This window comes from Streptomyces avidinii, assembly GCF_045161815.1.
Classification (GTDB): domain Bacteria; phylum Actinomycetota; class Actinomycetes; order Streptomycetales; family Streptomycetaceae; genus Streptomyces; species Streptomyces avidinii.
In genome coordinates, this window is sequence record NZ_CP108863.1 from 3,178,889 (window position 1) to 3,198,564 (window position 19,676).

The 19,676-nt window shown below is 70.6% G+C and carries 17 protein-coding genes and 1 tRNA gene; 2 read left to right on the plus strand and 16 right to left on the minus strand.

The genetic code is table 11. The features are described from left to right. Window positions 1-159: 159 nt before the first annotated feature. From rho to OG373_RS13720, 7 genes are all read right to left on the minus strand, one after another. A complete protein-coding gene (gene rho / locus OG373_RS13690; RefSeq protein WP_405438459.1) occupies window positions 160-2,307 on the minus strand; it encodes a transcription termination factor Rho in 2,148 nt (715 codons plus the stop codon). 432 nt (window positions 2,308-2,739) lie between these two features. Beyond that, on the minus strand, window positions 2,740-3,666 hold the full coding sequence (thrB, locus tag OG373_RS13695; protein WP_397729067.1) for a homoserine kinase: 927 nt from the start codon (window positions 3,664-3,666) through the stop codon (window positions 2,740-2,742). 412 nt (window positions 3,667-4,078) lie between these two features. Then, window positions 4,079-5,149: a threonine synthase gene (gene thrC, locus OG373_RS13700; RefSeq protein WP_405438461.1), complete on the minus strand. Its 1,071-nt coding sequence runs from the start codon at window positions 5,147-5,149 to the stop codon at window positions 4,079-4,081. 6 nt (window positions 5,150-5,155) lie between these two features. After that, a complete protein-coding gene (locus OG373_RS13705; protein WP_405444045.1) occupies window positions 5,156-6,445 on the minus strand; it encodes a homoserine dehydrogenase in 1,290 nt (429 codons plus the stop codon). Between the two features lie 125 nt (window positions 6,446-6,570). Then, complete coding sequence (gene lysA, locus OG373_RS13710) at window positions 6,571-7,962, minus strand: diaminopimelate decarboxylase (RefSeq protein ID WP_397729070.1); 1,392 nt, start codon at window positions 7,960-7,962, stop codon at window positions 6,571-6,573. A gap of 19 nt (window positions 7,963-7,981) precedes the next feature. Further along, the gene (gene nrtL, locus OG373_RS13715) at window positions 7,982-8,971 is read right to left on the minus strand and encodes an ArgS-related anticodon-binding protein NrtL (RefSeq protein ID WP_405438463.1); all 990 of its coding nucleotides are present in this window, start codon (window positions 8,969-8,971) and stop codon (window positions 7,982-7,984) included. Window positions 8,972-9,086: 115 nt separating this feature from the next. Further along, window positions 9,087-9,560, minus strand: coding sequence for a response regulator (locus OG373_RS13720; RefSeq protein WP_405444047.1), 474 nt, complete (start codon window positions 9,558-9,560; stop codon window positions 9,087-9,089). A 106-nt stretch (window positions 9,561-9,666) separates the two neighbouring features. Here OG373_RS13720 and OG373_RS13725 point away from each other — a divergent pair. Next, window positions 9,667-9,738 (plus strand) — tRNA-Arg (locus OG373_RS13725). A gap of 359 nt (window positions 9,739-10,097) precedes the next feature. Here the strand turns inward: OG373_RS13725 and OG373_RS13730 are convergent. From OG373_RS13730 to OG373_RS13755, 6 genes are all read right to left on the minus strand, one after another. Beyond that, window positions 10,098-10,250 (minus strand): hypothetical protein, encoded by a 153-nt coding sequence (locus tag OG373_RS13730; RefSeq protein ID WP_405438465.1) that lies wholly within the window; start codon window positions 10,248-10,250, stop codon window positions 10,098-10,100. Between the two features lie 819 nt (window positions 10,251-11,069). Further along, a complete protein-coding gene (locus OG373_RS13735) occupies window positions 11,070-12,344 on the minus strand; it encodes a hypothetical protein (protein WP_405438466.1) in 1,275 nt (424 codons plus the stop codon). Between the two features lie 279 nt (window positions 12,345-12,623). Then, the gene (locus OG373_RS13740) at window positions 12,624-13,772 is read right to left on the minus strand and encodes an amidase (protein ID WP_405438468.1); all 1,149 of its coding nucleotides are present in this window, start codon (window positions 13,770-13,772) and stop codon (window positions 12,624-12,626) included. 25 nt (window positions 13,773-13,797) lie between these two features. Next, window positions 13,798-14,805, minus strand: a complete 1,008-nt coding sequence (locus OG373_RS13745) for a tetrahydrofolate dehydrogenase/cyclohydrolase catalytic domain-containing protein (RefSeq protein ID WP_405438470.1) — start codon at window positions 14,803-14,805, stop codon at window positions 13,798-13,800. After that, window positions 14,802-15,275 carry a hypothetical protein gene (locus OG373_RS13750; protein ID WP_405438472.1) on the minus strand — a complete coding sequence of 158 codons (474 nt, stop codon included), beginning with the start codon at window positions 15,273-15,275 and terminating at the stop codon, window positions 14,802-14,804. The genes OG373_RS13745 and OG373_RS13750 overlap by 4 nt, the downstream gene beginning before the upstream one ends. A gap of 89 nt (window positions 15,276-15,364) precedes the next feature. Further along, complete coding sequence (locus OG373_RS13755) at window positions 15,365-17,218, minus strand: helix-turn-helix transcriptional regulator (RefSeq protein WP_405438474.1); 1,854 nt, start codon at window positions 17,216-17,218, stop codon at window positions 15,365-15,367. Between the two features lie 511 nt (window positions 17,219-17,729). Here OG373_RS13755 and OG373_RS13760 point away from each other — a divergent pair. Further along, window positions 17,730-17,915 carry a hypothetical protein gene (locus OG373_RS13760; RefSeq protein ID WP_405438475.1) on the plus strand — a complete coding sequence of 62 codons (186 nt, stop codon included), beginning with the start codon at window positions 17,730-17,732 and terminating at the stop codon, window positions 17,913-17,915. A 131-nt stretch (window positions 17,916-18,046) separates the two neighbouring features. Here OG373_RS13760 and OG373_RS13765 read toward each other — a convergent pair whose 3' ends face one another. Genes OG373_RS13765 through OG373_RS13775 form a run of 3 tightly spaced genes read right to left on the minus strand, consistent with a single transcriptional unit; the run spans window position 18,047 to window position 19,651 of the window. Beyond that, window positions 18,047-18,379 (minus strand): hypothetical protein, encoded by a 333-nt coding sequence (locus tag OG373_RS13765; protein ID WP_405438477.1) that lies wholly within the window; start codon window positions 18,377-18,379, stop codon window positions 18,047-18,049. A gap of 16 nt (window positions 18,380-18,395) precedes the next feature. Then, a complete protein-coding gene (locus OG373_RS13770; RefSeq protein ID WP_405438479.1) occupies window positions 18,396-19,106 on the minus strand; it encodes a hypothetical protein in 711 nt (236 codons plus the stop codon). Then, the gene (locus OG373_RS13775; RefSeq protein ID WP_405438481.1) at window positions 19,103-19,651 is read right to left on the minus strand and encodes a hypothetical protein; all 549 of its coding nucleotides are present in this window, start codon (window positions 19,649-19,651) and stop codon (window positions 19,103-19,105) included. The genes OG373_RS13770 and OG373_RS13775 overlap by 4 nt, the downstream gene beginning before the upstream one ends. Between the last annotated feature and the right edge of the window lie 25 nt (window positions 19,652-19,676).

Here is a 19,676-nt window from a genome sequence, read left to right on the forward strand (position 1 = left end):
GCGCGGTCCCTCTGACACAGACGGGTGTACGGCGCGCAGGGTTCCATTCCGGGCCGAACCGCACCGCACACCGCGTCTGCCCCGTAAAGCCGCCGGGACGCGCGACAGCCCCCGCCGCGGGTGCGGCGGGGGCTGTCGCGGTGATGCGCGTGCCGGACGTCAGTCGTCGTTCTTGCCCGACGGGGTCGTCTTCGCGATCTGCATCAGGAACTCGGCGTTCGACTTCGTCTGCTTCATCTTGTCGAGCAGCAGCTCGATCGCCTGCTGCGAGTCGAGCGCGTGCAGCACCCGGCGCAGCTTCCAGACGATGGCGAGCTCCTCCGCGTTGAGGAGGATCTCCTCCTTGCGGGTGCCCGACGGGTCGACGTCGACGGCCGGGAAGATGCGCTTGTCGGCGAGCTTCCGGTCGAGCTTGAGCTCCATGTTGCCGGTGCCCTTGAACTCCTCGAAGATCACCTCGTCCATGCGCGAGCCGGTGTCGACGAGCGCGGTGGCCAGGATGGTCAGCGAGCCGCCGTCCTCGATGTTGCGCGCGGCACCGAAGAAGCGCTTCGGCGGGTACAGCGCGGTCGAGTCGACACCACCGGACAGGATGCGGCCGGAGGCGGGCGCCGCGAGGTTGTACGCGCGGCCCAGACGGGTGATCGAGTCCAGCAGGACGACCACGTCGTGACCCAGCTCGACGAGACGCTTGGCGCGCTCGATGGCCAGCTCGGCGACGGTGGTGTGGTCCTCGGCCGGGCGGTCGAAGGTCGAGGAGATGACCTCGCCCTTGACCGACCGCTGCATGTCGGTGACCTCTTCCGGACGCTCGTCGACCAGGACGACCATCAGGTGGCACTCGGGGTTGTTGGTGGTGATCGCGTTGGCGATCGCCTGCATGATCATGGTCTTGCCGGTCTTCGGCGGGGCCACGATCAGACCGCGCTGGCCCTTACCGATCGGCGACACGAGGTCGATGATGCGGGTGGTCAGCACGCCCGGGTCGGTCTCCAGACGGAGCCGGTCCTGCGGGTACAGGGGCGTCAGCTTCTGGAACTCCGGGCGGCCGCGGCCGGATTCGGGCGCCATGCCGTTCACCGAGTCCAGACGCACGAGGGCGTTGAACTTCTCGCGACGCTCGCCGTCCTTGGGCTGGCGCACGGCGCCGGTGGTGTGGTCACCCTTGCGCAGACCGGCCTTGCGGACCTGGGCGAGGGACACGTACACGTCGTTGGGGCCGGGCAGGTAGCCCGAGGTCCGGATGAACGCGTAGTTGTCGAGGATGTCGAGGATGCCTGCGACGGGGATCAGCACGTCGTCGTCGGCGACCGTCGGCTCGCTCGGACCCGCGAACTCGTCGCGGCCACGACGGCCACGGCGGTCGCGGTAGCGGCCGCGACGGCCACGACGGCCGTCCTCGCCGTCGAAGTCGTCCTGGGGACCGTTGTCCTGGCGGTCCTGACGGCCCTGCTGACCCTGGCCCTGGCTCTGGCCGCGGCCGCCCTGCTGCTGGCGGTCGGCGCGGTCCTGACGGCCGCCGCCCTGGGCGCCCTGACCCTGACCCTGGCCCTGACCCTGGCCGCCCTGCGCGCCCTGGCCCTGACCCTGGCCGCCCTGGCCCTGGTCGTCGCCCTTGGCGCCGCGGTCACGGCGGTCGCGCTGACGCTCGGTGCGGTCACCGCGGTCACGGCGGTCGCGACGGCCACGGCCCTCGCCGTCCTGACCCTGCGCCTGGCCGGCGGAGACCGCGGTGGCGGCTTCGGCCTTGGCCTCGGACGGGGCGGTGGCGGTGGTGGCGGTCTCGGTCTTCTGCTCGACCTGCACGGCGACGGGGGCCGAGGCCTCCGGGCTGCCGGTGGGGGCCGTGGCCCGACGGCGGCGGCGCTCGCCGGCCGGCGCGTCGTCTCCCCCACTCTCGGCTGCGCTCGAGCGGGAGGGGCCCCCTGCCGGCTGGCCCGGGATCTCGATCTGCGCCTGCGCGGCGGGCTTCTCGGCGGGCGCCTCGGCGGCGGCCTCGCCCGTGCGGGCCTTGCTGGTGGCGCGGCGCTTCGGCTTGGCCTCGGCGGTGTCTGCGGCAGCGGAGGCAGCGGCCTTGGGGGCACTGCTGCCCGCCTGCGCCTCCTTGATGACCTCGATCAGCTGGCTCTTGCGCATCCGCGCGGTGCCCCTGATCCCGAGGCCCGACGCGACCTGCTGCAGCTCGGCCAGGACCATGCCGTCAAGGCCGGTGCCGGTGCGTCGACGCTTGGGTGCGGCGCCCGCGGCGGGGGCACTGGCGTCGACAGAGGTGTCGGCAGCGCCCATCAGATCGGTGGTGTCGCTCACGAAGGGTCCTTCCCTGGAGCGGACGTCGGCCTGTCTGGCTCGGCGACCGGTTGTGCTGTCCGACAACAGTCCTAGGTGTGGACCGTGCCGGGGCGGTGGTCCGCCGGTAGAAATACGGCGGAAGAAACGTGCATGGCTGGTTCCGGCGAGAAGCCCCCGAGCTGAAAGCGTGGGAATGTCACGCCGATTCCGGAGCGTGCTCGAAACTGCTGGAAGTGATCAAAGCAGTCGGGGAGGCTCCCGGAAGAAATGTGGTCCCGAATGGGGACACTGAGCACCGAGCCATGGCGGCTTCCGATGCGCACTTGAGACTAACACTACCGGATCCAATAGATATTCCCCCTCTCAATCACCGGCAATCGCGCCCTTCCGCGCGGGCGGCCTGCCCAGGCCGCCCGCCCCTGACCGGCTGCGCACTCCAGAAAAGCGGCCTCAGCCGCCCTGGGTGCCCAGCGGAAGTACGCTCGCGCCCGCGGCGTCGAGAGCGAGCCGGTTGGCCGCCCACCCCTCGCCCGCGAGCTGCGCGACCTTGTCGGCCGCGCCGTTGTCGACCAGCGCGAGGACCGTGGGTCCGGCGCCGGAGATGACCGCGGGGATCCCGTCCGCCCGCAGCCTGTTGACAAGTGTGACGCTCTCCGGCATCGCCGGGGACCGGTACTCCTGGTGGAGCCGGTCCTCGGTGGCCGGCAGCAGGAGCTCGGGACGCCTGGTCAGGGCTTCCACGAGCAGGCCCGCACGGCCCGCGTTGGCGGCTGCGTCCACGTGCGGGACGGTGCGCGGCAGCAGGCCGCGCGCGGTCTCGGTCAGGACCGGCTTCGACGGCACGAAGACCACCGGAACGATGGATTCGGCCGGCTCCATACGGATCGCCTTGGCGCTGCCGCCGTCCATCCAGGCGAGGGTGAACCCGCCGAGGAGACAGGCGGCGACGTTGTCGGGGTGGCCCTCGATCTCGGTGGCGAGCTCCAGCAGCGCCGCGTCGTCGAGCTTGGCCTCGCCACCTATGGTCACGGCGCGGGCGGCGACGATGCCCGCGCAGATGGCGGCGGAGGAGGAACCGAGGCCGCGGCCGTGCGGGATGCGGTTGGCGCAGACGACCTCCAGGCCGCGCGGCTGGCCGCCCAGCAGGTCGAAGGCGGTGCGCATGGAGCGTACGAGCAGGTGGCTCTCGTCCCGCGGGAGGGTGTCGGCGCCCTCACCCGCGATGTCGATGTTCAGGCCGGAGTCGGCCACCCGGACGACGACGTCGTCGTAGAGCCCCAGGGCCAGGCCCAGGGCATCGAAGCCCGGGCCGAGGTTGGCACTGCTGGCGGGGACGCGCACCCGTACGGCGGCGGCGCGGAACGCTGGACCGGCCATCGTCCGATGACACTCCTTGTGACTGTGCGAGATCTTCGCTCTTCGCTGGCTCGCTGCGAATGTACTGGAGAACGTACGACACCCGAAGGCCCTCGGGGCAGCACCGCAGTCATATGCACGGTGGCGGATGTGGGTACAGCGTATCGAAGGAAGGTTCTCTCGCGACATAGGGCGCACAGGAGGCGCACGATGCGTGTCGCGGGCTTCGACCGACTTCGACCGGCTTCGGCCGCATTTTTGTTGTCGTACGGGGTGAGTTGCCGGGTTCCGGAGGGGCCTCGCGAAGGCCTCGAAAGACCCTCGGGAGCCCTCCGGAACCCGGCTTCACGCGATGCTGCGGTACTGCGGTACTGCGGTACTGCTTCGGCAGGGTGCCGCTCCGGTGCTGTGCCGCCCCGGTGCTGCGCTGCCGTCAGACCAGGCCGAGGCGCACGGCGGCGGCTTCGGCGTCCACCGGAACGGTGACCGGCTGCGGAGCGCCGGCGATCGCCCAGTCGGGGTCCTTCAGGCCGTTGCCGGTGACGGTGCACACGATCGTCTGGCCGGGGTCGACCAGGCCCAGTTCGGCGGCCTTGAGCAGACCGGCCACCGAGGCGGCCGAGGCGGGCTCGACGAAGACGCCCTCCTGGGCGGCCAACAGCCGGTAGGCGGCCAGGATCTGTCGGTCCGTCACCTCGTCGATGAAGCCGCCCGACTCGTCACGCGCGGCCAGCGCGTAGTCCCAGGACGCCGGGTTGCCGATCCGGATCGCGGTGGCGATGGTGTGCGGCTCCTTGACGATCTCACCGCGCACGATGGGCGCGGAACCGGAGGCCTGGAAGCCCCACACACGGGGCGTACGGGTGGACAGGCCGTCGGCCTTGTACTCCTTGAAGCCCTTCCAGTACGCGGTGATGTTGCCTGCGTTGCCGACGGGCAGCACGTGGATGTCGGGGGCGTCGCCGAGCGCGTCGACGATCTCGAACGCGGCTGTCTTCTGGCCCTCGATACGTACCGGGTTGACCGAATTGACCAGCGCGACCGGGTAGTTGTCGGAGAGTGCGCGGGCCAGGTTCAGGCAGTCGTCGAAGTTGCCGTCCACCTGCAGGATCTTGGCGCCGTGCACGAGCGCCTGGCCCATCTTGCCGAGCGCGATCTTGCCGCGGGGCACGAGCACCGCGGAGACCATCCCGGCACGCACCGCGTACGCCGCGGCGGAGGCCGAAGTGTTGCCGGTGGAGGCACAGATGACCGCCTTCGCGCCCTCCTCCTTGGCCTTGGTGATCGCCATGGTCATGCCGCGGTCCTTGAAGGACCCGGTGGGGTTCGCCCCCTCGACCTTCAGGTGTACCTCGCAGCCGGTGCGCTCGGAGAGCACCTGTGCGGGGACGAGGGGAGTGCCGCCCTCGCGGAGCGTCACCACGGGAGTCGTGTCCGTCACCGGCAGGCGGTCGCGGTACTCCTCGATGATGCCGCGCCACTGGTGGGTGCGATTGCTGCTCATGGGTCCTTACTCCCCTTCAACACGCATGATGCTGGCGACACCGCGAACGGTGTCCAGCCTCCGCAGCGCCTCGACGGTCCCGGAGAGGGCGGCGTCGGGTGCGCGGTGAGTGACGACGACGAGGGAGGCCTCGCCGTCCTTGCCCTGCTGCCGCACCGTGTCGATCGAGACACCGTGCTCCGCGAAGGTGGTCGCCACCTGGGCGAGGACGCCCGGCTTGTCCGCCACATCGAGGCTGATGTGGTAGCGGGTGACGACATCCCCCATGGGGCTGACCGGCAGCTGGGTGTACGCCGACTCGCCGGGCCCCGTTGCCTCGGCGAGCTTGTTGCGGGCGACGGCGACGAGGTCGCCGAGGACCGCGGACGCGGTCGGCGCGCCGCCCGCGCCCGGCCCGTAGAACATGAGCCGCCCGGCGGCCTCCGCCTCGACGAAGACGGCGTTGTACGCCTCGCGGACGGAGGCGAGCGGGTGGCTGAGCGGGATCATCGCCGGGTGGACGCGTGCGGTGACGGACTCGCCGTCGGCGGCGCGCTCCAGGATGGCGAGGAGCTTGATGGTGCAGCCCATCCGCTTGGCCGAGGCGAAGTCGGCCGCGCTGACCTCGGTCATACCCTCGCGGGACACGTCGTCCAGGCGGACGCGGGTGTGGAAGGCGATGCCGGCCAGGATCGCGGCCTTGGCGGCGGCGTCGTAGCCCTCGACGTCGGCGGTCGGGTCCGCCTCGGCGTACCCGAGGGCGGTGGCCTCGTCGAGCGCCTCCTGGTACCCGGCGCCGGTGGAGTCCATCTTGTCGAGGATGAAGTTCGTCGTGCCGTTGACGATGCCCATCACCCGGTTGATCTTGTCGCCGGCGAGCGACTCGCGCATCGGGCGCACCAGCGGGATGGCGCCTGCGACGGCGGCCTCGTAGTAGAGGTCCAGCCCGGCCGCCTCGGCCGCGGCGTGCAGCGCGGCGCCGTCCTGGGCGAGCAGCGCCTTGTTCGCGGAGACCACGGAGATGCCCTGCTCGAAGGCGGTGGTGATGAGCGTACGAGCGGGCTCGATGCCGCCGATGACCTCGATGGCGATGTCGATGTCACCGCGTTTGAGGAGGGCGGTCGCATCGGTGGTGATCAGCGCCGGATCGATGCCCTCGCGGACCTTGGAGGGGCGGCGTACGGCCACGCCGGCGAGCTCCACGGGCGCGCCGATCCTCTGCGTGAGGTCGTCGGCGTGCGTCGTCATGATGCGAGCCACCTCTGAGCCGACCACTCCACAGCCCAGCAGCGCCACCTTCAGCGGACGCGTACGCATCATTCGACCTACGCCTTTCGTCTTCCATCAGTACCCTGCGGGCGGTTTGCCCGCCGGGTGGAACCAGTCTCACTCAATGGACAGCAGTTTCCATCCTCGGTCCATTGAGTGAGACACCTATTTCATCATCCGAGGTCGAGACGCAGGAGATCTTCCTCCGTCTCGCGACGGACGATCACTCGGGCCGCTCCGTCACGCACGGCGACGACCGGCGGGCGGAGCGCGTGGTTGTAGTTGCTGGCCATGGAGCGGCAGTACGCGCCGGTGGCCGGGACGGCCAGGAGGTCGCCGGGGGCGAGGTCGGCGGGCAGGAACGCGTCCTTCACGACGATGTCGCCGCTCTCGCAGTGCTTGCCGACGACGCGCACGAGCATGGGCTCGGCGTCGGAGGTACGGGAGACCAGCGAAATGGAGTACTCGGCGTCGTACAGGGCGGTGCGGATGTTGTCGGACATCCCGCCGTCGACGGAGACGTACGTGCGCAGCCCCTCCAGCGGCTTGATCGTCCCGACCTCGTAGAGGGTGAAGGCGGTCGGGCCGACGATGGCGCGACCGGGCTCGACGGAGATCCGGGGGGCGCGCAGCCCGGCGCTCTCGCACTCCCGGGCGACGATCTCGTGCAGGGCCTTGGCGATCTCGTGGGGCTCGCGCGGGTCGTCGTTCGAGGTGTACGCGATACCGAGGCCGCCGCCGAGGTCGATCTCGGGCAGCTCCACGCCGTGCTCGTCCCGTACGGCGGCCAGCAGGCGCACGACGCGCTTGGCGGAGACCTCGAAGCCGGCCATGTCGAAGATCTGCGAACCGATGTGGGAGTGGACGCCGAGCAGCTCCAGCGAGTCGTGCCCGAGCGCGCGCCGCACGGCCTCGGCGGCGGAACCGTCGGCCACGGCGATGCCGAACTTCTGGTCCTCGTGCGCGGTGGCGATGAACTCGTGGGTGTGCGCCTCGACGCCGACCGTCACACGGATCTGGACGGGCTGGCGTACGCCCAGCTCACGGGCGATGTGCGCGACGCGGGCGATCTCCTGGAAGGAGTCGAGCACGATGCGGCCGACCCCGGCCTCGACGGCCCTGCTGATCTCGCTCTCGGACTTGTTGTTGCCGTGGAAGGCGATGCGGGAGGCGGGCATCCCGGCCGCGAGTGCGGTCGTCAGCTCACCGCCGGAACACACGTCCACATTCAGCCCCTCCTCCTTCAGCCACTTCACGACGGCCTTGGAGAGGAACGCCTTGCCGGCGTAGAAGACGTCGGCGCCGGGCCCGAAGGCGTGCGCCCAGGCCCGGCACCGGGCGCGGAAGTCCTCTTCGTCGAGGAAGTAGGCGGGGGTGCCGAACTCCTCGGCGAGCTTGGTGACTTCGATGCCGCCGACGGAGACGACGCCGTCGCTGCCGCGCGTGACGGTCCGGGCCCAGACCTTCTCGTCGAGCGCGTTCAGGTCGGCGGGCGGCGGGGAGTAGTGCCCCTCGGGCAGGACGTCGGCGTGGCGGGGCCCGGCGGGGTGCGCGGAACGGCTCATCGGTATCTCTCTTCGCGGGTCACAGGCGTGTCGGTGCGTCTATGCCGAGCAGGGCCAGGCCGCCGGCCAGCACCGTCCCGGCGGCTTCGGCAAGAGCCAGCCGGGCGCGGTGGGCGGCCGAGGGTTTCTCGTCGCCCTTGGGCAGGACGCGGTACTGGAAGTCGAGCAGCGCGTCGGCCAGCTCGACGAGGTGCCGGACCAGCCGCTCGGGCGCGCGGTGGTGGGCGGCGGCCTCCAGGACGAGGGGGCGGTCGGCCAGGGCGCGCAGCAGCGCGGGAGCGTCGTCGACGTCCCCGGCGTCGGGCCCGAACCCGAGCTGCGCGGCATTGCGTACGAGGTCACGGGCGCGGGCATGGGCGTACCGCACCCGGAAGAACTCGTTGGCCTCGCCCTGGAGGAGCAGCGCGGCACCGAACGTGGGCGTCTCCTTGGCCGGCACGGCGAGCACGGCCCACGAGACGGCGTCGTGCCCGTACCGGGCGAGGACGTCCCCGTCGCGCCTGGCCACGGGGGCGACGGCGAGGCCGTCGAGGTCGCCTCGGGTGGCCCGGTCGGTCCGGGTGCGCAGGAGCCGCAGCACGCAGTCGCGCACGATCCGCTCCCGCAGTTCGAGGGAGGGGTCCGCCTCGTCCGCGGGCGCGAGCAAGGCAGCCCCTCCCCTTGCATCGCGGATGACGATGTCGTCGAGGGTCCCCCGCAAGATGACATCGGGGGCGGTGGGCGCCGGCAGCACGAAACACAGGAACCCGGGGCCGGTGACCTCTACATCGTCGATGCCGGGCTCCTGCGCGAGCCGACGGGCGAGCACCTGCGCCACGGCGTGCGGCGCGCACCCGGCGCGCTTGGCGACCTGGAAGGCGACGGGGGTGGCGTAGTCCCCCACACCACCGGGCCGGGTCCGCTCGACGACGACCCGCTCGGGCACGACGACCGTGGCGGCCAGCTCCCCGTCGGCGACGGCGCAGCGCACGGCGCGTACGACGGCACGGGGGAGGTCGGCGGGGTTCACGGGTCCCAGCCTAGGGGAGACGCCCCCTCATCCCGCGAAGGGTTTCGCCATGTGAACAGCGGACGCGAGAAGCACGCCGACGGAAACAGAAGAAGGTCCGGGGGCCCAACGGCAGCTACCCCCTCCCCCTCCCGGCGGGTGCCCCTTTCCTCCCGTCACGCCGGTCCTTGCCCTCGACCAGCCTGCGCACGACCCGAACCAGCTCGGCGGGCTCGAACGGCTTCGCGATGAAGGCATCGACCCCGGCCGCGATCCCGGCCTCGACCTCCTGCTGCGTGCAGGCGCTGACGATGGCGACGGGCAGGTCGCGCGTCCGCGGATCGGCCCTCAGCTGCGCGGCGGCCCCGAACCCGTCCAGCCGGGGCATGACCACATCAAGGGTGATCACATCGGGAGCCACGCGATGCACGACGTCCAGACACTCGGCACCATCGTTCGCGGTCACGACCTCGAAGCCCTCCAGCTCGAGATTGACCTTGATCAGCTGCCGGATGACCTTGTTGTCGTCGACAACAAGCACCCGGCCCGAGACGCCTGGCACAACTCGAGAGTAGGTCGAGCCGAGCCCCCGCGTCCGGGTTTTTGCCACTTCCACCCCCTGCGGGCGAACCACCCCCTCCTCCCCCGCAAACGGGTTCCTGATCACCCCACGGAAGCTGGTAGTGTTCAACCCGTCGCCGCAACACCAACGACGCGCCCCCGTAGCTCAGGGGATAGAGCAACGGCCTCCGGAGCCGTGTGCGCAGGTTCGAATCCTGCCGGGGGCACTCCAGCAGAGACAGCGCGGTAACGCCGCTGACCAGCTGAAGTGCCAAGCATGAAGGCCCGAACTCAGTCCCACTGAGTCCGGGCCTTTGTCGTTGTTACGCACTGGTCCCGCGTGAGGAGCGTGTGGGCCGCGCGTCAGCCTGATACATCGCTGATCACCCGTCGGGCGCGCTCGTAGAACTACTCGCGCGTCCCGTCCAGCCCTGCGGCATCCGGTCGCCTCGTCAGATTCGACAGCGCTTCAGCAGTGCCTGCCGCCCACTCCCCGTACGCCTCGAAGGCGCGTTGGCCCGCTGCCGGAGCTCCAGGTCCGGCATGACCTCGATGACAGGCAAGGCGTCGTCGTGGTGCCGGCGGACTACGGCGGCACATTCGTCGTACGGAGCGTGGCGGCCAGGGTATCCGGTGCCTCCGTCGCCTCACCGATCTTCGCCCGGAAGTCCTGGAGCATCTTCGAGATCGTCGTGGACGTGGCGATGACCTGCTCACGGATGCGCTGCTCGTGCGTCAACTTGGCCTCGTGCTCTTCGCGGCCTCCTGAACGTCGGCGTGCTGCTGCCTCCTCCGCTCGGTCCGCCCCGTGAAGTAGTGGGTGATCCAAGCCGCTGCAGCGGAGCTGATGAGGACAGCGCCGGCCGAGATCGCGGCAGTGACCCATTGGCTGTCCTGCACGACCGTTGTGGTGACGTCACCGGTCGTGGTGGTCGTCTGCTTGCCCCCGCACCCAGATATGACAATGAGCAGCGTGAAAGGACCTAAGGATCTTGCCACTTGCCGCAAGTGCGCAGACTAAGTCTTGTCCCGTAAATGATCTACGGCAATGGTCACTGGCCCGCTCGCCTTCCCGGACGACAGGCCCCCACCGGCACGACGGAACTGTCCCTGACGGTCGCTGGCGCTGCGAACTGCGCCAATACCGCGCCTCCTATCAGCTCCTTCCTCGCCTGGTGCGGGACCAGTACCCAGTAGTAACCTGCGAGCAGGTAAGGCTCGGACGCTGGTGACAGCACGTGATCGTTCGGACCATTGCGCCTGAGGGAATGCCAGGGCCCACCGGGGTACGGGGTGAGATCATCAGCGCAGCAGTGCATCGACAGCGCCCGGCGCAGGCCCTGCTTCTCGGAGTCGAGCGGGTTGTCCCCGGACAGCGGCCTCCATCGAGCCCCACTATCAGCCTAGGGAGCCCGGTGCGCTGCCAGGACTGCGGCCCGGGGACCTAGCGCCTCCAGTGGATGACGCCGATCTGGCGCTGCGGACCAAGAAGGGCGGGTTCGCCGGCTTCGCGCTCGCGCGCGAGAGGCGTGCCCAGGAGACAGCCGAAAGTGATCGTTCAGCCGCCGGCCGGATAGCTGAACAGGCGGTTGTCGTCGAGCACCAGCCCGGCATATTCGTTGACGAGGAGCGGTGCGGCCTCCGGCTTGGTGGGCATGTCGGCGCCGGTCCGCGCGTCCAGGACGACAGGGCCGCCCACACCGCGGCCGTAGACCCGTCCGTGCCACACCGCAGTGACGGTCGGGGGAGTTCGGCCCTGATCGCCGTCCTTGAGCGCCCACAGCAGCGCGCCGGTGGCCGTGTCGATCGCCACGACCGCGAACCCGTGCGTGCACACCAGTGTCTGGCTCCGGTCGTAGGTGCAGCTCATCGCGCTCATCCCCGGCGGCATGGCGGCTCGGGCCTTCCCGCTCGACACGTCCAGCAGTTGGTCGCCCTTGCCGCCGGTTTGCGTGCCTGCGAGCCGGACGGTGCCGGGTCCGGCCCCGTTCATGATCGGATTGTAGGTCTTCTCCCCGCGCCACTTCTCGGTGCCGGTAGCGAGATCGACCCCGAGCGGGACGGAGGTGAGGGGCTCGACGTGGAGCAGGCCCACCGCCATGCCCGTAGCGACCTGGACGGCTTCGAGCCCGGGCTGCGTCCAGCGCAGTGCGTGGGACGCGGCGTCGATGCCGTACGACACCGCGTCGTCCCCGGCCTTCACGGTGACGACGGCCGTGCCGTTCTCCGCGCCGACGGCGGCGACCTGCACCTTGGCGGAGGTCTGGAGCGCCCACTCGGGCAGCTTGACGGTCGTCCGCCAGGCCGCCTTGTACGGCGGCGCCGTGCTCACCGCGACGACCTCGACCATCGCGCCCGCGGTGTGGGTGCCTGAGGCGGGCATCGTCAGCAGGAAGGGCACCAGGACTTCGCTGCCGGCCAGGACCGGCGGCAGGATGAACCCGTCGGTGTCCTGGCGCAGGACCTCGCCGCGGGCCGCTTCCTCGCCCACTGTGCGACCGTCGGCAAGGTCGACGACCTGGACCCCGCTGGGCGAGACGACGAAGGCCCGGGCTCCGTGGAGAAGCAGCGGCAGGTCTTCGCCGCCGCCGCGTACCTGCCCGGCCAGGTTCGTCCGGCCCTCCGTTGCCGCCTCCGGCAGGGGCACCCGACCGCGCGCATCGAACCACTGCGGGGGGTCGTGCGGCGTCAGGGTCCGCTTCGCCGGCGCCGAGGGAGTTGCGGCCGCCGTGCTGCTGCTCGGCTTCGCGTCGTCGGCGGCCGGACCGCATCCTGCAAGCAGACCGACGGTCAGGGACAGGGCGAGCGCTAACGGCCGCACAGGAGCACGCACAGGTACCTCACTCGGAGTCGGGCAGACGGGGAAAGATCACGTCGGAGAATACGCGCTGCCCTACCCCCTGTTGCGGCCTCGTCCCGGAGACGGGTAGCGACAGAGGGCAGCTTGGCACGCACCGTCCACCGTGGTCACGCCCACCCCATCGTTCGGTGGGCAGCTGAACGGCGACGTGGGTGCCGGTGGTGGGTTGTGCAGGACCAGGCGGCCGTACGGGTCGTCTGGCGGGCCCACGTGTCGAGTCGGCGGGCGGTGCGGGTGGGCTGATAGGCGGCCTCATGGAGTCGCCGTGCGGTACCAGCTTTCGGCGGCGGCGAGGAGCGCAGTATCGGCGTGGTGGCGGGCGACCAGGTGGAGGCCGACGGGCTCGCCGTTTGGTGTCGTTCCAGCGGGCAGGGTGAGCGCCGGGTGGCCGGAGAGGTTGAAGGCCCAGGTGAGTGCCACGCTCATGCGGGCTCCGGGGCCGTCGTGGCCGTGCGGGGGGTGCGGCGTGGTGGGGGTGGCGATGAGGTCGGCCTCCTCGAAGATTCCATGCAGGGCCTGCGCGTTGGCCGCGATCAGGGCTTCGGTGCTCCGGCCGGGAGTCCCGGCGCGCAGAGCGGTCCAGGCCGGAGCCGGATCGCGCAACTCCACCGGCCGTTCGACGAGGCGGCACATCCCTGCGCGTGCGATCCGGTGCAGGGCGTGCCGGGCGGTCCCGGCGACCTCCGGGTCGGTGGCGGCGTACCCCAGCGTGGGCGTCCAGGCCACCTTCGGTGTCCCGGCCGCCGGGACCGGCGGGCTGGTGGGGGTGACGGCACAAAGGTAGGCCGCGGCATCCGCCGGTCTGCGGGTGAGCACGCCTGGGCTGTTGAGCCCGGCCCGGTCCCGGGCGGGCAGCAGGCCGTTGGTGGGCTTGAAGCCGATGATGCCGCACCAGGCGGCGGGGATGCGGACCGATCCGGCCCCGTCTGATCCGGTGGCGAGGGGGACGAGCCCGGCGGCGACCGCGGCTGCGGACCCGGCCGATGATCCACCCGGGGACCAGGCGGGATTGAGAGGGTTGAGGGTGGGACCGCGGTCGGTGGAGCCGTAGGTCTGCCACCCGGTGCCGGCGCGCGGTACGGAGGTCGCCCCGATCGGTACACACCCGGCGGCGACCAGGCGCTGGTTCTGGACGGACTGGGCGCCTTCGCTCGCCTTGACCGCGATCGGTACCCCAGCCAGGGGCAGGAACACCCCGTCGGCCACCGCGGCGTCGACCTCGGCAGCCAAGGTCCGGGCGGAGTCCGCCCACAGGGCGGTGAAGGCGCGCAGGGCACCATCGTGCTCGGCGCTCAGGGCCAGCGCGGTGTCTACGACCTCGCGGGCCGTGACCTTGCCGTGGTTGACCAGGTCGGCGATATCGGTGGCGGACAGCGCCGCGTACAGCTGGTCGGTGAGCATTCCGCCCCCCTTCTCTCGGTGGTGGTCAGCGCGTAGGGCTGCCGCGCTTCCTGTTGGTGCTCTGGGTGTGCCGGGGAGCTGCGCCGTGGTCGGGGACGGCGCGGGGCTTGGATGCCGTGCCGGGTGTGCGGCCGGTGCTCCGCATCCGGGCCGCGGAGGCACGCAGGCTGACGTAGGGCGACTGCGGAAAGGTCCACGGCTTCAGGTCGGGGTCAGCGACCTGCTGGACGATGCGCTCCATGAGCACGGCCATCTCGACGGGGCCCACCCCGCCCGGGACTGGGGTGATGTTCTGCGGGAGGCGGGCGGCATCGGGATGGATGTCGCCGGCGACGCTGCCGTCGGACCGTGGGCTGAACCCTGAGTCGATCACCGCCCGGTGGTGGGGGCGGATGTGCTCGGGGGTGAGCAGATGGGCGCTGCCGGCAGTGGAGACCACCACGTCCGCACGGGCAGCCCGACTCAGGTCGTCGCCCTGATCGAGCGGTACGACGGGGGTGCCGCGGTCTGCCAGCAGGCGTACGACTCCGCTGCCGACGAACCCGCGTGCACCCACGACGGCGACCGTGGCACCTGAGTCGAAGGCCGCGACGATGCGGCCGATGCCGTCCGCGGTCGCACAGGACCGCTGGAGGGAACGTTCCCCCAGCAGGCCGTCGATGTCCTTGGCCGGGTCGAGCCGCTGCACGAGCGAGGTCAGACGGGCAGGCGGCGGGAACTGAACGATCACAGCACGGGTCGCCTGATCGGAGTTGCAGGCATCGATGCGGGCCGCGAACTCGGCAGCCGAGACAGTGCCCGGCAGTACGACGTGGTCGACGCCGAAGCCGAGGTGGGTGAAGGCCCGGACCTTCTGTTCTGCCGATACGCGTGATGCCTCCATGCGCAGCGACCACTCGGGTGGGTCGCCTTCGGTGGGCAGGAACCGTATGACGGCCACCCGCAGCTGCTGGGGTTCGATGCGCTCGCGGTAGCGTGCCAGGTCCTTGCGGACGGAGCTCAGCAGGTTACGGCCGGACAGCTCGTGGGTCATGCGCTGCCGAGCCGGGCCAGGACGTCAGTGACGGCCTTCAGCTGCCACGACGTCAGCAGTTTGCTGGACGCGTACGGATCGAGGAGGCGGTGTCCGCTCAGGTCACCGGTGAGGCGCATGCCGTCGAAGGAGAGGGCGACCTCGGTGAGTGTCTCGGGTCCGCTCGGATCGTAGGAGGAGAACGGTCCGTGGTGGGCGAACCAGGTCAGGCTCTTCGGGTCTACGCGGGACGCCTGGCTGGCCAGAACGGGCCAGGCCGCGGTTGCGGCACCGGGGAAGTCGGAGGTGATTCCGAGGGCGTCGGGGTTCTCGGCGATCTCCGACAGGACGACGGTCGCCGACCCCCCGCCGAAGGACTGGATGAGCCGTGCCAGGCAGCTCGCGTCGCGGCCCAGTTCATGTCGCCAGGTCACGAGCGTTTCGGTGACGTCCGTGTGCGTGGTCTTGTACTTCAGGACGCTCTGGTCCATGTGATCTCCCTGTCTGAAGGCTTGTCCGCGAGGGGCCCCGGGCGGCCGCGCTGGAGGGGTGCGTGCTGCCAAGGGTCCTGGTTGGTGGTTCAAGCCTGGTGGTGGTCGGCCGCGGGATCTTCCTCGCGCAGGGCGCGCACGCTGATGGACAGCGGCTCGTACTGGGCCTGGCTGGCCGCGAGGTTGATCAGTCGGGTGCCCGTGCTGGGATGGCGGTTCTCCAGCGTGAGCGGGTGCTCGGGATCGGGGTGGGGCAGCACGGCGAACGAGAGGGCGCGGGCGAGGGTTTCGGGGCCGCTGCCGCCGTATCCCCAGGTGACGTCGTCGTAGGTGTAGCGGGGGTCGGTGGGCAGGATGTCGCAGCGGCCGTCCGGCAGCCGGACGAAGGCCGTCATGGCGCCGTGGGTGGCGACGATTTCGGCGTCGTCGGGGTACGGGGTGGCGGGCAGTACCCGGGGCCGCTCGAGGACGAGGGTCTCGGTGGTGGGGTTGTGCAGCACCAGCCGGTTGAACGGGTCGTAGCCGGTGCGCAGGCCCTGCAGGTCCTTCTCCCACAGGTGGCCGCGCAGGGCGGCGGCGCGGTGGGCGTCGCCGGCGGCCGGGCCCCACCAGGAGATGGTGGCGAGGTAGGCGTGTTCGGCGTCGCCGAGCTGGGTGACGACCCGCGGGGAGGGGCCGGGGTCGTCGATCTGGGTGGGATCCAGCAGGTGCCGGGTGCTGACCAGCTCGGGTTCGGCGGCCGCCAGGGCGTCGCTGAGCTCCGGGTCGGCGTGCGGGCCGTCGGTCTCGGCCCGGGCGGCCAGTTCACCGGCCAGAGCGCGCACGGCCGTCAGGGCCCGGTGCACCGCGCCGGTGGTCAGGTCGCGGCCGGACAGGTCGGCGTAGCGGTCGAGCAGTTCACTCTCGGCTGGGGTGGGGCGGTAGAAGCGGCGCTCGACCAGTCCCGCGCCCGGATCGACGGCGACGGCCTGCACCTTGTACTCGTCGACGACCACGAAAGCGTCGCCGACCAGGACGCGTACGGCGATGCCGAGAGCCTCGGCGGTGCGGGCCGCATCGTCGTGGCCCTTTCCGGCCAGCAGGCCCAGAGCGGGCAGAGCAGGCCAGGCATCGTTTCCTGACAACAGTGCCGCCCGGTAGGTGTGCAGGCGCATCAGCTGGCTCAGCCGGGCCGCCAGGCCACTGGGGTCGAAGTCGACCACGGCCGGGCGCCGCCCGGCGGCAAGCGCCGTGACGATGTCCACGGTGTACGTGCCGGGAGGGAAGTCGAGATCGGGCTCTGCGCCCAGGACGCAGGAGAGCTGGGCGGGCTGGATGGTCTGCCAGACGGGGTTCTCGAATTCGCCGTTCCAGGCGTCCCTGCTGCCGCGCCGCAGGAGGGTGTCGAGAAGTCCCCCGCCCGCGGCGCGGGGGAAGGCGAAGGAGACGTACTGGATCTGGAGGTCCGGGCGGGGGAAGCCGCGCGGCCAGAAGCCGAAGTACCAGGCGGTGCGGGCCTCGCCGACGCTGAGGTGCTTGGCGGCGATTGAGCGGGCGACGGTCTCGGCGTAGTTGACGATGATGCCGTGGGACTCGGTCAGAGCACCGTAGAGCACCACGGTGCGCGCGGCACCGGCCACCTGTCCGCGCCAGATCCGTACGTGCACGCGGGGCGCATCGGCGAACCAGACGTCGGGCACCGTGAGTACCTCGTCGACGTCCAGGCGCAGCGGCGCGTCCGGGGCCGGGACTCGGTCCCAGGCCGGTGTGGCCTGCCGTCCGCTGGCCGGGTCGGTGCCGGCCAGCGCGAGCTCGATGTCGGAGGCCCGCCACAGCCGGGTGTTTCCGGAGCGGCCGAGCGGCTGAGGCAGCTGCCCGTTGTCCACGAGCTGGTCGACGCGCTGACGGCTCACTCCGAGCCGCTTGGCGATCTGGGGACTGGTGTAGAGCTCGTCCAGGCTCATGTCGGCTCTCCCTTCTCTCTTCTCGGCGCAAGCAGGCGCCATGCTGAGTGTCCGTCAGGCAATACCGTCCCATGCACGCTTGCACTACTGCAAGGGGTATTTGAGGAAGCTTGCGTTGATGCACTTCAGGAGGGGGTCGAGATGTATGGACGCAAGACCCCGAAAGGGGGTCGGCGGAGCGGTCCGCATGAACCCACAGGATAATTACGGCTGTCCAGTGAGTTTTCGGGCGCCGGAGAACCAGGCACCAGCGGCCGTGACCAGCGGGGAATAAACCAGGCCCGCCAGGCGTTAACTCCCCTGGCTCCCGCTGGTGTTCGATGGGGGGGTCGGTCTCCTGAGATCAGAGGCACCGGTACAGGTTCGTATTCGGGCGATGAGGTCAGCAGCCAAGCCATACTGAGCGCGATCACCAGCAGCGTCCAGATCGATCACCTGTCATCAATGGCAGGGTGGTCAGGCTGGGCTGCCACCGTGGCATCGGTCCGACCACCCTGCGGGGAGGATCCCGGTGCAGACCAGACTTCTGGCCGTCATCATCGCTGTTCTTATCGCTCTCGTCGTCGGTGTTGGCGCGTGGGGCTACGCCCTGCGCCACGGCAGCTCTCCGTTCACCGCAACGAAGTCGGGCTGGGTCGCCTTCGCCGGCGCTGCGACCTTCGGGATGCTGGTCGCGGCCTACCTGATCCCGGCCTGATGCGCTGGCGGTGCGAGGCTAAGGCCTCGCACCACTTTGCTGACGTTCAGTCACAAGCCGATGCCTTCGGTGGCGTTGTCCTCCCACTTCCCGCCCTCGTCCACGTACTCCCAGAAGAGCGGGGAGTTCTTCTACCAGCCGCCCTGGGTACGGAGCTTCTCCGGCCGCTTGCCGCGCTTGCGGCCCGTGGTGACCAGTCCCCGGCGGCCGGAATGCCCGGTGATCCGGCGTCCGGCCATCCCTGCGTACCTCGCGGAGCGGGACATCGCCCTGCCGCACCCATCCGGAGACAACCGCTCGGTACCGAGCTCTCCCCACTGCGAGACGGGCAGGTACGCGGGACCGTCGGGAGCCGCGCCGGCCGCGAGCTTCGCCTCCTTCCACGCGATCCAGCAGCGGACCGCGCAGGTATCGACGCTCTCCCCGTAGGAGACGACGACGTCGCGGGCGGGGCGGCCCTTCACGCTGGGAACGTGCACTTCAAGGCCTTCGGCCCACGAGCTGGATGCCACTGTCGTCGAGCTCGGACATCTCCGCGTTTCGGCCTGCGACGGCGAACCGCATCGTGTGCAGGGACCGGTCGCGCAGCCGGGCCAGCTCCGGCACCACCTGCATCCGCCGGCGCCGGGCGCCCTCTTGGGGAGCCCGCTCGCGCGGGGCCGTGTTCATCTTCCGCAGATCGTCGGGGGTGATCGCAGCGGCCTTGCCCCGGCCGCGGGCCTGCCGCTCCTTGTCCAGCTTGAGTGGCTTGAGGGCCTGGGTGACGGCCGCCCGGGCGGCCTTGGGCACCTCGTACCCGCGCATGCGGGCCTCGGATGCCACCCTGGTGACGCGCCTCTCAATCGAGTTCGGAGCGGCCTTCTGTACGGCGTGCAGCCACTTCACGAAGCCGACGTAGGTGCCCACGGTGATGGAGCTGAGCGGCAGGCGGGTACTCCGCTGCTCGGCAAGCCAGTCGTGGTACTCCTCCCACAAGGCCCAGTCCCGGGCGTAGCCGGAGCGGGTCTTGTGCGGCCGGACATCGTGCAGATGCTCGGCGGCCTCCATCTCCAGGGCGGCCAGGACCTCGGTGGCCGGGTCGTACTCGGCGACCGTGCCGGCGGTGGGCGTCTCGGCCTCGTCGACGAGTTCGGCATAGACCACCTCCACCGGCTCCAGCAGGGTCCCATGCTCCCCTTCAGTGGCCGTCACCCGGTGGCCTCCACCTCGTCGGCAAGCTTCCTGATCTGCATGCCACTGTCGGCAATTCGCTCCGCCTCGACCTGAAGAGCGCTCGCCACGTCCGAGCCGGTCTGTACGTGCTCCACCCCCACGTCACGCACCAGGTAGGCCACCTCTCCCAGAACCCAAGAGAGGCCCTTGAGCCCCAGACCCAGCTCACCGCCCTCCAAGTAGTACTGGGCCTGGGGGTACTCGCTGAACGGGGGCAGGTCGTCGCGGGAGGCGACGGCGGCCTGCTCCGCTCGGCTGGAGGGGACGTAGACCTGGGTGAGCGTCAGCTCGGACATCTTCCTCGGCGCCGACGTGCCGGACTCGATGACGTAGTCGACCAAGCGCGGGGTCACGATGAGCACACCGTGGTTCGACGCATCGGGCACAGCCCGGTAGTGCTCGTCCAGGCACAGGCCCATTTCGTCGGGCAGCTGCTCCAGCAGGGTCCGGAGTTCGCCGACGGTGTTGATCACGGGCATGGCTGCGACGACGGCCGCAAGGTCGATCTGCTGCTCGGTGCTCATTGGCGCTGGTCCTCCTGGGGATCGG

Coding starts and splice junctions, on each gene's coding strand:
- OG373_RS13775 (WP_405438481.1), bottom strand. CDS start 19,651: ATGAGCACCGAGCAGCAGATCGACCTTGCGGCCGTCGTCGCAGCCATG.
- OG373_RS13740 (WP_405438468.1), bottom strand. CDS start 13,772: ATGCTCACCGACCAGCTGTACGCGGCGCTGTCCGCCACCGATATCGCC.
- OG373_RS13750 (WP_405438472.1), bottom strand. CDS start 15,275: ATGGACCAGAGCGTCCTGAAGTACAAGACCACGCACACGGACGTCACC.
- OG373_RS13745 (WP_405438470.1), bottom strand. CDS start 14,805: ATGACCCACGAGCTGTCCGGCCGTAACCTGCTGAGCTCCGTCCGCAAG.
- lysA (WP_397729070.1), bottom strand. CDS start 7,962: ATGAGCCGTTCCGCGCACCCCGCCGGGCCCCGCCACGCCGACGTCCTG.
- OG373_RS13755 (WP_405438474.1), bottom strand. CDS start 17,218: ATGAGCCTGGACGAGCTCTACACCAGTCCCCAGATCGCCAAGCGGCTC.
- thrB (WP_397729067.1), bottom strand. CDS start 3,666: ATGGCCGGTCCAGCGTTCCGCGCCGCCGCCGTACGGGTGCGCGTCCCC.
- OG373_RS13705 (WP_405444045.1), bottom strand. CDS start 6,445: ATGCGTACGCGTCCGCTGAAGGTGGCGCTGCTGGGCTGTGGAGTGGTC.
- thrC (WP_405438461.1), bottom strand. CDS start 5,149: ATGAGCAGCAATCGCACCCACCAGTGGCGCGGCATCATCGAGGAGTAC.